Source organism: Pseudomonas lijiangensis (genome assembly GCF_018968705.1).
Lineage (GTDB): Bacteria > Pseudomonadota > Gammaproteobacteria > Pseudomonadales > Pseudomonadaceae > Aquipseudomonas > Aquipseudomonas lijiangensis.
In genome coordinates, this window is record NZ_CP076668.1 from 3265856 (window position 1) to 3280365 (window position 14510).

The 14510-nt window shown below is 55.3% G+C and carries 14 protein-coding genes and 1 tRNA gene; 7 read left to right on the plus strand and 8 right to left on the minus strand.

The window, feature by feature from the left end; all coding sequences use genetic code 11:
• Window positions 1-273: 273 nt before the first annotated feature.
• Window positions 274-969 carry a peroxiredoxin-like family protein gene (locus KQP88_RS13395; RefSeq protein ID WP_216703318.1) on the plus strand — a complete coding sequence of 232 codons (696 nt, stop codon included), beginning with the start codon at window positions 274-276 and terminating at the stop codon, window positions 967-969.
• Window positions 970-1011: 42 nt separating this feature from the next.
• On the plus strand, window positions 1012-2361 hold the full coding sequence (locus KQP88_RS13400) for an LLM class flavin-dependent oxidoreductase (protein ID WP_216703319.1): 1350 nt from the start codon (window positions 1012-1014) through the stop codon (window positions 2359-2361).
• A 75-nt stretch (window positions 2362-2436) separates the two neighbouring features.
• Here the strand turns inward: KQP88_RS13400 and KQP88_RS13405 are convergent, their stop codons facing one another.
• From KQP88_RS13405 to KQP88_RS13415, 3 genes are all read right to left on the minus strand, one after another.
• The gene (locus KQP88_RS13405; RefSeq protein ID WP_216703320.1) at window positions 2437-3762 is read right to left on the minus strand and encodes an ATP-binding protein; all 1326 of its coding nucleotides are present in this window, start codon (window positions 3760-3762) and stop codon (window positions 2437-2439) included.
• Window positions 3759-4430, minus strand: coding sequence for a response regulator (locus KQP88_RS13410; protein ID WP_200992069.1), 672 nt, complete (start codon window positions 4428-4430; stop codon window positions 3759-3761). The genes KQP88_RS13405 and KQP88_RS13410 overlap by 4 nt, the downstream gene beginning before the upstream one ends.
• 90 nt (window positions 4431-4520) lie before the next feature.
• Window positions 4521-4757, minus strand: coding sequence for a hypothetical protein (locus KQP88_RS13415; protein WP_216703321.1), 237 nt, complete (start codon window positions 4755-4757; stop codon window positions 4521-4523).
• A gap of 429 nt (window positions 4758-5186) precedes the next feature.
• On the opposite strand from KQP88_RS13415, the gene KQP88_RS13420 reads away from it, so the two are divergent.
• The 3 genes from KQP88_RS13420 to KQP88_RS13430 are packed head-to-tail and all read left to right on the plus strand — an operon-like array spanning window position 5187 to window position 8385.
• Window positions 5187-6128 carry a hypothetical protein gene (locus KQP88_RS13420; RefSeq protein ID WP_025260374.1) on the plus strand — a complete coding sequence of 314 codons (942 nt, stop codon included), beginning with the start codon at window positions 5187-5189 and terminating at the stop codon, window positions 6126-6128.
• Between the two features lie 2 nt (window positions 6129-6130).
• A complete protein-coding gene (locus tag KQP88_RS13425; RefSeq protein ID WP_025260375.1) occupies window positions 6131-7288 on the plus strand; it encodes a beta-ketoacyl-ACP synthase III in 1158 nt (385 codons plus the stop codon).
• Window positions 7289-7323: 35 nt separating this feature from the next.
• The gene (locus tag KQP88_RS13430; protein WP_025260376.1) at window positions 7324-8385 is read left to right on the plus strand and encodes a methyltransferase; all 1062 of its coding nucleotides are present in this window, start codon (window positions 7324-7326) and stop codon (window positions 8383-8385) included.
• Window positions 8386-8491: 106 nt separating this feature from the next.
• On the opposite strand, the gene KQP88_RS13435 is transcribed toward KQP88_RS13430, so the two are convergent.
• From KQP88_RS13435 to KQP88_RS13455, 5 genes are all read right to left on the minus strand, one after another.
• Window positions 8492-8567, minus strand: a tRNA-Gly gene (locus KQP88_RS13435).
• 61 nt (window positions 8568-8628) lie between these two features.
• The gene (gene pgsA, locus KQP88_RS13440) at window positions 8629-9189 is read right to left on the minus strand and encodes a CDP-diacylglycerol--glycerol-3-phosphate 3-phosphatidyltransferase (RefSeq protein WP_025260377.1); all 561 of its coding nucleotides are present in this window, start codon (window positions 9187-9189) and stop codon (window positions 8629-8631) included.
• A gap of 32 nt (window positions 9190-9221) precedes the next feature.
• Window positions 9222-11045, minus strand: coding sequence for an excinuclease ABC subunit UvrC (uvrC, locus tag KQP88_RS13445; RefSeq protein ID WP_198725569.1), 1824 nt, complete (start codon window positions 11043-11045; stop codon window positions 9222-9224).
• Between the two features lie 2 nt (window positions 11046-11047).
• Window positions 11048-11692, minus strand: a complete 645-nt coding sequence (gacA, locus tag KQP88_RS13450; RefSeq protein ID WP_025260379.1) for a response regulator transcription factor GacA — start codon at window positions 11690-11692, stop codon at window positions 11048-11050.
• A 269-nt stretch (window positions 11693-11961) separates the two neighbouring features.
• Window positions 11962-12327 (minus strand): helix-turn-helix domain-containing protein, encoded by a 366-nt coding sequence (locus KQP88_RS13455; protein ID WP_025260380.1) that lies wholly within the window; start codon window positions 12325-12327, stop codon window positions 11962-11964.
• 82 nt (window positions 12328-12409) lie between these two features.
• Between KQP88_RS13455 and KQP88_RS13460 the strand changes: the two genes are divergently transcribed.
• On the plus strand, window positions 12410-12643 hold the full coding sequence (locus KQP88_RS13460) for a DNA-binding protein (RefSeq protein WP_216703322.1): 234 nt from the start codon (window positions 12410-12412) through the stop codon (window positions 12641-12643).
• 705 nt (window positions 12644-13348) lie between these two features.
• Window positions 13349-14428 (plus strand): 3-deoxy-7-phosphoheptulonate synthase, encoded by a 1080-nt coding sequence (locus KQP88_RS13465; RefSeq protein WP_216703323.1) that lies wholly within the window; start codon window positions 13349-13351, stop codon window positions 14426-14428.
• The last annotated feature ends 82 nt before the right edge of the window (window positions 14429-14510 follow it).

Here is a 14510-nt window from a genome sequence, read left to right on the forward strand (position 1 = left end):
TCTTCAATTCTTGAGGTTTCGCGATATGACCAACCTCTGCGAGGTTAATGACCGCTCGTCACTGTTTTTAGTTTCATGAAACATTGCCAGCAGGACCAGCTCAGAAAATACCAAAATATGATCTTATTAATTTATAAAAATAACAAAAACACATAATTAGCTTAGACCTAAAAAGACTTTCACAGGCGTTTCCCAGAGGCCTATCGTCTACCCCGGTCCGACCCCTTTCCTGGCGGAGGCCGCTTCCCCAAAGACCTTCGTCAGGAGCACGTCATGAGCGAATCCCTCAATCATCTATTGGCCGAACTGCATGCCGAGCGCGTACGCACCTGGGCACCCGAAGCCCTGAAGATCAATATCGATCAGCGTCAGCGACTGGTCGATGAAGCGCGACCGGATACCTTCGTCAAGACTGGCGACAGCATCGCGCCCTTTGAACTGCTCAAGGTCGAAGGGGACACGCTCAGCCTTGATCAACTGGTGGCTGACGGCCCCGCAGTGCTGGTGTTCTTTCGCTTTGCCGGTTGCCCGGCCTGCAACATCGCCATCCCTTATTACGAGCGCAACCTGCAACCGGCCCTGCGACAGCGTGGAGTTCCGCTGGTGGCGGTCAGCCCCCAGGTGCCGGAACATCTGGTGGAAATCAAGGACAAGCACTCGTTGAGCCTGCAGGTGGCCAGCGACAAGGACAATCGGCTGGGTCAGCGTTTCGGCATCCTCTACAGCTTCGACGAAGCATCACGTCAGGCCTCTCTGGCCAAAGGTCAGGGAATTGGCGCAATCACCGGCACCGGAACCTGGGAGCTGCCGCAACCGACAGTAGTAGTAGTAATCGGTCGCGACCGCCACGTGCACTTTGCCGAAGTCAGCCCCGACTGGCTGGTACGCAGCGAAGCACAAACGATCATCGATGCCGTAGATGCAGCACTGGATGCCGACAGCCCAACGTTTCGACAAGCCAGAGCATGATCACACCGAGCGCCCTCTATTCCACCGAAAGGACTTGAACCCATGAGCAAACGCCAACTGCACTTTGGCGCCATCCTGACCGGCGTCGGCACCGACCAGCAGGAATGGCTGCACCCGGATATTCCCGGCAATGCCAGCATCGATATCGACTGGTACAAGCAGCAGGCCCGGGCGGCCGAGGCAGCGCATTTCGACTTTGTATTCATCGTCGACAGTCCCTACATCACCCCGGACTCGGCACCGCACTTTCTCAACCGCCTGGAACCGCTGACCCTGCTCTCGGCGCTCGCGGGTGCCACTGACAGGATCGGGCTGGTTGCGACCCTGACCACGTCCTACACCGAGCCGTTCAACGTAGCCCGGCAGTTCGCCTCGCTGGACCAGATCAGCCACGGACGCGCCGGCTGGAACGTGGTTACCACCGGACTTGAAGGCGCAGCGGGCAATTTTGGCCGCGAGCAGCACATAGACCATACCGAACGCTATCGCCGGGCCAGAGAGCATGTCGCGGTGGTTCAGGGGTTGTGGGATTCCTATGAAGACGATGCCTTTCCTCGCGACAAGGCCAACAAGCGCTTTCTGGACCCCGGCAAGCAGCACCGCCTGGACCACCGTGGTGAATTCTTCTCGGTCACCGGTCCGTTGAACATTTCCCGCTCGGCCCAGGGCCAGCCGGTGATCTTCCAGGCAGGTGTTTCCGAGTCAGGGCGCAAGCTGGCAGCGGAAATCGCCGAAGGCATCTTTGCCGGTGTCGACAATTTCGAGGATGCCCGCGAGTACTACGCCGATATCAAGCATCGTGCCGCAGCCGCGGGCCGTGATCCGGCGCAAGTGCTGCTGTTCCCCGGCATTACGCCCATCATTGCCGATACCGACGAACAGGCACAGGCGATTCTGCTGGAGCGCGAAGGCGAGGTAGACCTGAACAAGGCCTTGGTGCAACTGGGCCGCCCGTTCAACTACCACGACTTCAGCCAGTATGACCTTGACGCTCCCTTCCCCGAACTGGGCGAACTGGGCAGCAACGGCTATCGCGGCCATGCGGAGAAGATCAAGCGAGTCGCCAGGGAAAAAGGCCTGACCCTGCGCGAAACCGCCCTGCGCTTTGCCCGCCCCTTCACCGGCTTCGCCGGCTCAGCACTGACCGTCGCCAACGAGATCGAGCGCTGGTTCAACGAAGGTGCAGTGGACGGCTTCAACATCCACGTCGGCGCACCGGCCAGCTTTGCCCGCTTTACCGACGAAGTACTGCCGATCCTGCGCGAACGCGGGCTGTTCCGCAGCGAATACCGGACCAGCACCCTGCGCGGCCATCTGGGAATCGATGTGCCGCGCAATCGCCATAGCCAGCAGGTTCAGGAGCAGGGTTCAGAAGTGACAGAGCTGGCGTAAGGACGGACTTCTCGCGAATGAGTTCGCTTGTGTCCTGGGCTCCCCGTAGGAGCGAATTCATTCGCGAAAAGGCTTTCACACACGCCTGGAGTAAGGCAGCCCCAACGTCACCACAAAATCCTGACTGGTGCTGTTGAAGTCAATCGTACAACCACAACGCTGTACGATCGCCTGAACGATTGCCAGGCCCAGCCCGCAACCGGTGCTTGAGCTGCTGCGCCAGAAGCGTTCGGTCATGTGGCGAAGACTGTCTTCGGACATGCCCGGGCTCGCATTCCTGACGCTGACAAAAGCAGATTCACTGTTGCTTGTCACACGGACAACCACCTGCGTATCGGCAGGACTATGTCGCAAGGCGTTGTCCAGCAGGTTGCGAAGCGCAGCCACTGCCAGTACCGACGGCATGTCCAGAGCGGCTGAAGACGTCATTGGCTGATAACTCAGCTGGATGCGCTCCGTGCTGCTGCCTGTATCCTGAATCGCCAGGGAGACCGCCTGCTCGACATTGCACTGGCTGCCATCCTCGAATGACAGGCTGCCCTCGACCCTGGCCAGCAACAGCAATTGCTCAAGGGTGTTGTGCAGCCGGTCAGTCCCTTGCTCGGCACGCACCAATGCCAGCTCTCTGGCTTCACCGCTGGTCATCTGCGCAACCTGCAAATGGGTTTTTATCGCGGTCAGCGGGCTGCGCAGTTCGTGGGCGGCATCACCGGTCAGGCGGCGCTCACGTTCGACTGCCTGGCTGATTCGCACCAACAAGTGGTTTTGTGTTTCCAGCAGCGGCTGCAATTCATTGGGCAGCATCCGAAGCTGTAGAGGCTCAAGAGAATCAATATTGCGTTTCTTGAGTTCGTCACGCATGCGCTTGAGGGGTGACAGGCCTTTGCCTATGCCCAGCCAAAGCATCGCAACGCACGCCAGCAGCGCGACCAGCACAGGAACGGACGCTGACAGCAGGACAGAATGGTTGAGGGATTCGCGCTCCTGCTCACGATCCGCCGTGGTGATGCGAACATCGCCCTGAACAAGGGTAAAGGTGCGCCAATGTTCGCCGTCGATCTCCTGATCATGAAAGCCGCCATTGGCACTGGCGATGATATTGGCGACGTTGCCATGGCTGCTGGCCAGGATTTCCCCACGCAGCGAACTCACCTCGCAGGCCATGCCATCAGGAATGACCAACTGGTTTGCGCTGAAATGAGCACCGCCCTCCTTCGTCGACAAAGGTTCGGGTAACTGATCAACCAGAGAGGCGACCATACGCGCCGACGCCGCAAGCCGTTGATCGAGGGAGAACATCATCTGGGTTCGCAGGTCCTGATACATCCAGGTAGCGGCCAGCGTCCAGACCACGACAAAGGCAACTCCAAGAATCAGGGTCAGACGCAGGCGCAGACTCATGAACCTGCCTCCAGTGCCCCGAGCCGATAACCCGAGCCGCGCACAGTCTCGACAATGCCGTTACCCAGCTTGCGACGAAGATGAAAGATATGGACGTTCAAGGCGTTGCTTTCGACCTCATCACCGAAGCCGTACACGCTGTCTTTCAACTGCTCGATGGAAAGCACCCTGCCCCGGTTGTTGAGCAATGCCAGCAGCAGCGCCTGCTCACGGCGCGAAAGATCGATGGCCTCACCCGCCAGCCAGGTTTCCCGTGTGCTCGGATCGTGGGTTACGGCTCCGTGTTCGATAAGATTGACCGCCCGACCTGCAACTCGGCGTACCAAGGTATGCAGGCGAGCATACAACTCCCTCAGATCGAAGGGCTTGAGCAGGTAATCATCAGCACCCGCTTGCAGTCCTTTGACCCGGTCATCCACATCATCGCGTGCGGTCAGTATCAAGACCGGTATCGTCTGACCGGCAAGCCGCAAACGCCGTAACAGACTGATCCCGTCCTCATCAGGCAAGCCCAGGTCGAGAATCATCACATCGAACTGCGCGACATCCAGCATGGCATAAGCAGCAGAGGCAGAAGCCACGCGGTCGACGTTCAAACCCTGGGCGTTCAAACCGGCGACGATGCCACTGGCAATGAGTTCATCATCTTCACACAGCAATACGTGCATGGCCGACTCTGGTGGAGGACAGGATTTCATGCTTGCCACAATAACGCGCAAGCGGCATTTCAGGTTCTGAAGATAACAAATGCTTATGATTTAACTGGCAGGTTTTTCGTCCATCTCCCGAGGCTTTGCATTCCCCCTGGAAGCACTTGCGGCTGCCTGACTCTTTTCAGCCTTCTCCTGAGCTTTCGCAAGGTTCTCACGCGCCTGCTGACGCTCCAGCGCAAAAGCCTCCTGACGCTTTTGAATCATGTCAGCGCCATCCTGGGCAAAGGCAGTGGTGCAGCACAGGGCAAGAAACGAAGTCAGGATAAATTTGCGGGTAGTCATCGGGTATCTCTCTCATAGGTGGCAGGCTTGCAGCGCCAAGGGCGTCTGCTTCAAGTGACTGCACTTTGAGGGAGGCCGATTAAGGCATCGTTAACACGGTCGAGGATTTTGAAAAGAACCCCACACCGTCAAGGATCGTGGTAGCGGGATGACTCGATCATGGCATAAAGACCAAGCGTGGCCCGGAAGCGCACCACTGGAAAAAGAGGAAATAACCGCTCACATCACTGAGGCAGTTATCAAAGAACAAAGTCGAAGGTCGAAAAACTTGACGACTATCCGGCCCCTCTTAAACTTACCCAACGTCTTCTCGATAAGCTCAATTCGATTTTTATATCAGAATATACAACCCTCGACATCCGCAGCACTCTTTCAGTTACTTCCCGGATTTTCAGGAAATAAAACTCCAGACGCTGCAGGTCAATAGTCATGAAACGTATACTGGTGGTCTATTTTTCACAAACAGGGCAATTGAAACGTGCAGCGGATTCATTTGTCCGCGCTCTGATTGAAGATGATCGCGTGATCGTAGAGTTCGAGGAGCTTGCCCCGCTCAGGCCTTATCCATTTCCCTGGTCATTTATCGAGTTCTTCGACCAGTTTCCAGAAGCAACATATTTATATCCACCACGCATGCACCCCTTCAAGGCTGATATAAACACACGATATGACCTTGTCATTCTTGCATACACCGTCTGGTTTCTGTCACCTAGCCCTCCTGTTACAGCTTTTTTGAAATCTGCAGAAGGACAAGTCATTCTTCGTGACACAGCAGTGATCACACTTATTACGTGCAGAAATATGTGGATACAGGCACAGGAACAAGTAAAAAAGCTATTGCTTCAAGCCAATGCACGGCTTCTGGACAATGTTGTTCTCACCGACAGGGGAAGCGCCCTCAAAACGCTTGTAACAACACCGCGCTGGATGTTCACCGGAAACAGGGAAGCCTTTTGGGGAATATTTCCACGCGCGGGTCTGACGGACGAAGATGTTCAATCTGCTCAACGATTTGGCAAGGCTCTTCTTCCTGAACTTGTAAATGGCCGCATGGAGCAAAGCTCGCCGTTGTTGAAAGGCCTGAAAGCCGTCCGTGTTGATCCACGGCTCATCGACAGCGAAAAATTTGCTCGTCGCAGCTTTCTACTCTGGGGGAAATTATTTCTCGCGATAGGCCCTCAGGGACATCCTCACAGAAAACTTGCTGCCATCGCGTATGGCGTTTTCATGATCTGCATGGTGGCCACTGTTATTCCCGCGATGATGGGTCTGAGAACACTTATAAAACCAATGCGTCGGCACGCATTCGAAAGGCAATGCCGTTATTTTGAGGAGCCTTCCGGGTCTAGTGGCTTTCGCATGAAGGATTAATCATGAGCTCATCAGTCTATATCAACCGCGCCGCTACTTTTTTGCCTGGCGCACCTGTCTCGAACGATGACATGGAAAATATTCTTGGTACCGTAGCAGGCAAAACTTCACGCGTGCGGCAGAAAATCCTGAAAAGTAACGGAATCCGAAACCGTCATTACGCAATTGACCCGGCAACTCATCGACTTACCCATAACAACGCACAGCTCACTGCCGAGGCGGTTCGCAACCTCAGGATTGAAAACCCAGTGTTATCAACCCTGGAATTACTCTGTTGCGGCACCAGCAGTCCGGATCAGATTTTCCCAAGTCACGCCTCGATGGTGCATGGAGAGCTTGCCTGTCCACCCTGCGAGCTGGCTTCATTCAGCGGAGTCTGTCTCTCTGGACTGTCTGCAATCAAATACGGATACGTGTCGATTCTCTCAGGCTTGAGGCACCAGGCCATTGCAACGGGTTCTGAACTGGCGTCCACATTCATGCAGGGAAAACATTTCACGGAAGAATCCGAATCAGCTATTCATGAACTGGAAGCACAGCCTGAAATCGCGTTCGAGAAAGACTTTCTCCGCTGGATGTTATCGGATGGGGCAGGCGCGGTGCTCTTGAACGACAAACCGAATCCAAGCGGTATTTCTCTGCGGATTGACTGGATCGAGATACTGTCCTATGCCAATTTACTACCGGTCTGCATGTATGCAGGAGCGATAAAAAATAAAGACGGAACACTGACAGGATGGCGAGAGTTCAACTCGTACAAGGAGCTGGGCGAACACTCCGTATTCGCTATAAAACAGGACGTCAAACTTCTCAATGAACATGTTGTGAACATTACCATTGCCAAAGGGCTTCAGGATATTCTTGAGAAAAGAGCACTGACACCGGAAGAGATCGACTGGTTTCTACCACACTACTCCTCCAAATTCTTTCGCCAGCGGATTTACGACTCCTTGAAATCCATAAACTTCGAAATACCCGATGAGCGCTGGTATACAAATCTGGAGCGCGTCGGAAATATCGGAGCAGCTTCCATCTATTTCATGCTTGCAGAGCTTCTCAACAGCGAAAAGCTGAGCAATGGCGATAGCATTCTGTGTTTCGTTCCTGAAAGCGGGAGATTTTCAACGGGTTTCATGAAAATGACAGCCATTTATCAGTAATGGGCATACATACCCTCTCTTAACAGAGCTTTCACATGAAAAATCACTCACGAAAAAACGCACTGTCAGCGGCCGAGATGCCCTGCCCGCATTCATCCGAAATGCAATTATTGAATTTGATTACCGGAGCCTGGGCGTCTCAAGTCATATATGCCACAACCCAATTCGGATTGATCGATAAAATACAAGAAGGCACTCACAGCACAGAAGGCCTGGCGTATGGACTAGGGGTCAGGGAAAAGGAACTGCATCGCTTACTGGGCGCAATCGAGGCATTTGGACTTATCAGCGGATGCGCCAAAAACCATATTGAACTGACGGAGATGGGCAGTTTGCTTTGCTCCAACAGAAGCAACTCGCTTCGTCCACTTGCACTGTTCTGCGCCCAAGGCTGGCACGTAAAAACCTGGGAGCATTTACTCCAAAGACTGAATCTGGAAAAACCGGCATTTGACCACATCATGGGAATGCCACTGTTCGACTATTTGCAGGGTACTCCTGATGACAGGGCCTTGTTTGATAGCGCCATGGACAGCCTATCGTTACTCTGGGGACCAAAGATAGTTCAACACATGAATCTTTCAGACGCGAAATCCGTCATTGATATTGGAGGCGGGAGAGGTATATTTCTTGCTGAAATCCTGTCACAACACCATCATCTGGAAGGCCGCCTGCTCGACCTGCCCGAAGCTCTCGAACAGGCTCGACACACTCCATATCTCCAGGACTTTATCTCCCAGGGTCGCTGCAAATTGATTGAGGGTTCATTTTTCGACAGATTCTCTACCTCGGCTGACACCCATGTAATGAAATTCATCATGCATGATTGGGGGGATCAAGAGGCTCTGACAATACTGGAGAACAGTCGAAATGCGTTATCGGTGGATGGGCAGCTTTTTATTGTGGAGCAGATCATTGATCCGGCTAAAAAATCACCCTTCACGCAACTCTGTGACATTGAGATGCTGCTCTTTGGTAACGGAAAGGAACGTACCGCAGAGGAGTTCTGCAGACTGATCGAGCACGCCGGCTTCACGGTTGAAGACATCAGTGAAACCGCTACACCCTTTTCGATCATCCAGGCAAAACCACACTGAACCTCTCAGACGGGAAAAGCAGGGGAAGATGAAAGCGGGCAGGCACAGCCTGACAGAAAACGCACAAACAAAAACGCCACTCTATTGAGTGGCGTTTTTGTGAATCTGGAGCGGGAAACGAGACTCGAACTCGCGACCCCGACCTTGGCAAGGTCGTGCTCTACCAACTGAGCTATTCCCGCTTGGTGATGGCCGCCATTCTATACGCTGGCGTTTATTCGTCAAGCCCTTGATTCAAAAAAGTTATTTCTTTTCGGCGGTGGTTTTCAGGTGAGGCCAGGCGGCTCTCAGATACTGGACCATCGACCACAAGGTCAACCCTGCTGCAATCAGCAGCAATGCATAGCCGAGGATCACCCAGAAGGTGACCGCAGGCGGGTTGGCCAGCAGGATGACCAGCGCCAGCATCTGCGCGGCGGTTTTCCATTTGCCCATGTTGGACACGGCCACCTGGGCCCGTGCGCCGATTTCGGCCATCCATTCACGCAATGCCGAGATCACGATCTCACGACCGATAATCACGGCAGCCGGCAGGGTCAGCCACAGGTTGGCGTGGGTCTGAACCAGCAGAACCAGCGCGACCGCCACCATCAGCTTGTCTGCCACCGGATCGAGAAAGGCGCCAAATGGCGTGCTTTGTTCGAGACGACGCGCCAGATAACCATCGAGCCAGTCAGTCGCAGCGGCAAAGGCGAACACGCTACTGGCCGCCATGTAGCTCCAGTGATAAGGCAAATAGAACAGCAGAATGAAGATCGGGATCAGTAAAACACGCAGAACGGTAATCAGATTAGGGATATTCATCGGCACAACTGGCTACGAGGTGAGCGAGCATTCTACTCGCTGTGCAGGTTTGCATAAATCGACTCTGCCAGCTTTTTGCTAATTCCGGGTGCTTTTGCTATTTCATCGATGCTTGCACGGGCCAATTCCTGCAATCCGCCGAAGTGTTTGAGCAGATCCCGCCGTCGGGTCGGGCCTACGCCAGCCACGCCTTCGAGGGTCGACGTGCGCCGTGTCTTGCCACGCCGGGCACGGTGACCGGTGATGGCGAAGCGGTGAGCCTCGTCGCGAATCTGCTGGATCAGGTGTAAAGCGGGCGAATCGCCCGGCAAGGTGAACTCGTGGGCGGCATCATTGAGGTACAGGGTCTCGAAACCGGCCTTGCGGGTCGTGCCCTTGGCCACGCCGAGCAGGATCAGGTCGGGAACCGCCAGTTCGTTCAGTACATCCCGGGCCATGGACAGTTGCCCTTTACCACCATCCACCAGCAGGATATCGGGCAACTTGCCCTCGCCGTCCTTGATTTTGCTGAAGCGTCGGGTCAGGGCCTGATGCATGGCGGCATAGTCATCGCCCCCCGTGACACCCTCGATGTTGTAGCGCCGATAATCGGACTTGATCGGTCCTTCAGGACCAAAGACCACACAGGACGCCACGGTCGCTTCGCCGCTGGAATGGCTGATGTCGTAACACTCCAGCCGTTGAGGCGGCTCGTCGAGCTTGAGAACTTTTGCCAGCGCCTCGAATCGCGAAGCCACATGCTGACGATTGGCCAGACGTGCGCTCAGAGCCTGTTCCGCATTGGTCACGGCCAGTTGCTGCCAGCGCGCACGGGTGCCACGAACCCTGTGACTGATGGTCATCTCGCGGCCACGAGACTCTTCGATGGCATCGATCAGCGTCGGGAAGTCCTCGTGGACCACATTGACGATGACCTCGCTGGGCAATTCACGGTCGACGCCACCCAAAAAGTACTGGGCCAGAAAGGCCGACATCACTTCACCGACCTCCTCTTCTATACCAACCTGCGGGAAGAAGTTCTTGCTGCCCAGTACACGCCCGCCGCGCACACTGATCAGATGCACACAGGCGCCGCCCGGGTTCACGAACGCTGCCACCACGTCCACATCACCGGTTCCGCCTTCCATGCTTTGCTGATCCTGAACCCGACGCAGCAAGGCCACCTGATCACGCAGCTCGGCAGCCCGCTCGAAATCCAGGGCCATGGCGGCCTTTTCCATGGACTCGTTCAGCTCATCGGTCAGGGCATTGCTGCGCCCTTCGAGAAACATCACCGAATGACGCACGTCCTCGGCGTAGACCTGCGGCTCCACAAGCCCGACACACGGCCCCTTGCAACGCTTGATCTGGTACTGCAGGCAAGGCCGGTTACGGTTCTTGAAGTAGCTGTCTTCGCACTGGCGAACCAGAAACGTCTTTTGCAGCAGGCTCAGGCTTTCACGAATCGCACCTGGGCTTGGGTAAGGCCCGAAGTATCGTCCCTTGGCCTTCTTGGCACCGCGATGAATGCTCAGGCGCGGAAACGCACCGTCGGACAGAAAGACATAGGGATAAGACTTATCGTCGCGCAACAGGATGTTGTAAGGAGGCCGCCACTCCTTGATGAGGGTCTGCTCCAGCAACAGCGCTTCGGTTTCGTTGGCCGTGATGGTGGTTTCAATCTGGGCGATGCGGGCAACCAGCGCGCTGGTCTTGGGTGCAAGACCGGTCTTGCGGAAATAGCTGGCCAGGCGTTTCTTGAGGTTCTTGGCCTTGCCGACATAAAGAAGCTGGGCATGAATATCGAACATGCGATAGACGCCGGGACGGCCACTGCATGTTGCAAGAAACGCACTTGGATCAAACGATTGGGTCATGTTCAGGCGCTGGCATCAACCATGCCGTGACGTACAGCCAGTAATGCAAGCTCGACATCGCTGCTGATCGAAAGCTTCTCGAAAATCCGGTAACGGTAGGTATTAACGGTCTTGGGTGACAAGCATAGCTTGTCGGAAATGGTCTGGACCTTCTGGCAGCCGACAATCATCAGGGCAATCTGGATTTCGCGCTCGGAAAGCAGATCGAACGGGGAGTTGTTGACCTGTGGCTGAAAAGACTTCAATGCCAGTTGCTGAGCGATTTGCGGACTTATGTAGCGCTGGCCGGCAAACACAAGGCGAATGGCCTGCACCATTTCCGCAAGCCCTGCCCCTTTGGTCATGTAGCCAGCTGCGCCAGCCTGAAGCAGGCGCGTCGGGAAAGGGTCTTCCTCGCACACCGTGACGGCAACGACCTTGATCTCGGGATGGCTGCGCAGCAACTTGCGAGTCGCTTCAAGACCTCCGATGCCGGGCATCTTGACATCCATCAGCACGACGTCAGGTTTGAGTTCCCGGGCTTTCTTCAGAGACTCCTCGCCAGAGTCAGCCTGACCGACAACCTGCAAGCCATCTATGTCGGCAAGCATGCGGGTGATGCCTGTGCGGACAAGATCATGGTCATCGACAACTAGCACCCTAATCAAGCAGACACCTCACGCAACAGTCATAACGAATGCTAACCACCATAACAAAAACCATGAGTCAGACCTAGCGCCTGTTGCCGTTTCAGTACAAAGCCGATTGCCTCACCAGCCCCCTGGAAACCAGAAAGTGGGCGCAATCGTGCAGAAACGGCAGCACAGGACAGGATCCGCCTCACACGGATACGTGGAAAGCGTTGCCAACAAACTATCACTAACCTCTTAAGACGCCAGTGTTTTTTCGCAAACGCGCTTGTTTGGCAGATCTGCCATCAATGATCATCGGGCAACGACTTGTTGTGAATGGTGTAGGACGCCGACAGTTCGGCCAGAGTGATGGTCAATCGGCTTATTGCATCCTGATCCTCCTTGAGCAAGGTTCTGTAACTTCCCAATACTTTTTCTTCGGCGCTACTGAGATTATCGATGGGAACAGGCGTAGGCATCCCGGTCAACACGTAAAGGACATCGACCCCCTTGGCCGCTACCGCTGCGAGATAGTCAGCCTTTGGCGCACGATCGCCACTCTCGTATTTCCCCTGAGCATTAGCCTCCACGCCACCGATTTCACCAAAGGCGCGTTGAGAGAGCCCAAGACGCTCTCTTTCTTTTCTCAATCGATAACCGATTCCACTCATTTGAATGCATAACCTTGTTGACCCCATCCTTACGAATGGTAGAATCCAGACAGAATTAAACTTATTTGAACGGTTTTGAACTATGCCCGGAATACGTACTGCTGCACAAGCCAAGGCTTGGCTGGAACAACAGGGAAAATCGGTTCAAGAATTTGCTCGGGAAAACGACATTGACCCGGCAACTACTTACCAAGTATTGGCTGGTCGCAAGAAAGGCCGTCGCGGAGAAGCCCATAAAGTGGCGGTTTTACTGGGTATGAAGATAGGCGTCATCCCTTCGCAGAGCAGTGACCCAGTGCAAGAAACTGAAAGCTGAGAATATCTCTCACTCCAACATCTGCAATTAATAACTAAACAATCCGACTGCCGGTGTCGACTTTTCTGACAGAACCTGTCCATAGAAAAATAGCCGTTTAAACCTTGGTCTCTTTTAATGGCCAAGCGTTCATTCGGGCCAGCACGCGGGCGCCAATGAAGTCGATTGAATTTTCCAATTGAATCAGGCCATTCGCCTACGGTAAGCTCGCGCTCAACCTACGGAGACACACCATGCTGCAATCCGCCTCATCACAGCTTCTGCACCCTGCCAGCGTTGAACGCTCGGTAGCGGTCGTTGCTGCTCGGGTTGCTTCGGCTGCTGTCTGCCTGCCGGCCAACTTTTATTACGGGTATTGGTTTAGCCACTGGCGCGCCTGATACCCAAAAGGCGCCCAGATTCAGGGGACGCCAACCAGAGAATTCTCTACCCCCGGTCGGCTACCCGACCGGGGGTTTTGTTTTTTGGGGCTCTCGAAAGCCCGATTGAATCCACATGAGGAATACGACATGAACACCACTTCTTATTACCGCAACGACATCGACTTCGCCTGGCGATTTAGCAACCTCCGTTCGGGACAGCCAGCCGCCTCCGATCGGTCACTGCCAGGTGGCAACCTCACACGCACAGCCAGTCAGGCCAATTGTCGAACACCCCAATAGGGTCTTGCGCGGGAAGATGCCCGCCAGCCCAGGAAACCAGATCATGAACTCGTCCGTTGCCGTAAAACCGTCCGACCTGTCCAGCAATGTCACTCTGCTCGACAACACTCCCGCTCCAACGCGCCTGCCCAGCACCATAGAGCTGAAAAGCCGCCTGCCACTGACCGCCGCCCTGAGCGAACAGGTCGCAGCCCACCGCCGTGCCGTGCGCTCGATCCTGACCGGGGAAGATTCCCGCCTGCTGGTGATCGTAGGCCCCTGCTCTCTTCACGATCCGCAATCGGCCCTTGAATACGCCGAACGTCTGGCCAGCCTGTCCGCCGAAGTCAGCGATCAGATGCTGCTGGTGATGCGCGCCTACGTCGAGAAACCTCGCACCACGGTCGGCTGGAAGGGCCTTGCCTACGATCCGCAGCTCGATGGCAGTGACGACATGGCCGCCGGCCTCACGCTGTCACGTCAGTTGATGCGCGAAATGCTGCTGATGGGCTTGCCGATTGCCACCGAGATACTGCAGCCCATGGCGGCTGGCTACTTCGATGATCTGCTCAGTTGGGTCGCCATTGGCGCACGCACCACCGAATCCCAGATCCACCGGGAAATGGCCAGCGGCCTGCCCATGGCGGTCGGCTTCAAGAACGGCACCGATGGCGGCGTAGCAGTGGCCAGTGACGCGATGCGTTCGGCGGCTCATCCCCATCGTCATTTCGGGATGGATCGTCATGGCCACCCGGCCATCATCGAGACCCAGGGCAATCCCGACACCCATATCGTCCTGCGCGGCGGCCATCGCGGCCCCAACTACGACAGCCAGAGCGTTGCCCAGGTGCGCGCCAGCCTTGAGAAGAACCGGATCGCGTCAAGGATCATGGTCGATTGCAGTCACGCCAACAGTGGCAAAGACCCGCTGCGTCAGCCACAGGTATTCAATGACGTGCTTGAGCAGCGCTTGCAGGGCGACCAGTCGCTGATCGGCATGATGCTGGAAAGTCACCTGTTCGATGGCTGCCAGCCTTTGAGCGAAACGCTTCAATACGGCGTTTCGGTAACCGATGGCTGCCTCGGCTGGGAAGGCAGCGAGCGGTTGTTGCGTCAGGCAGTGGACCGGTTGCGCTACAGGTAATCGGTTCTCGATGAACTTTTATCAGGAAATGCAGCCTTGATTCCGGTAGGCTCTTTCTTTTTTTTCACAGGAGACACTTTCC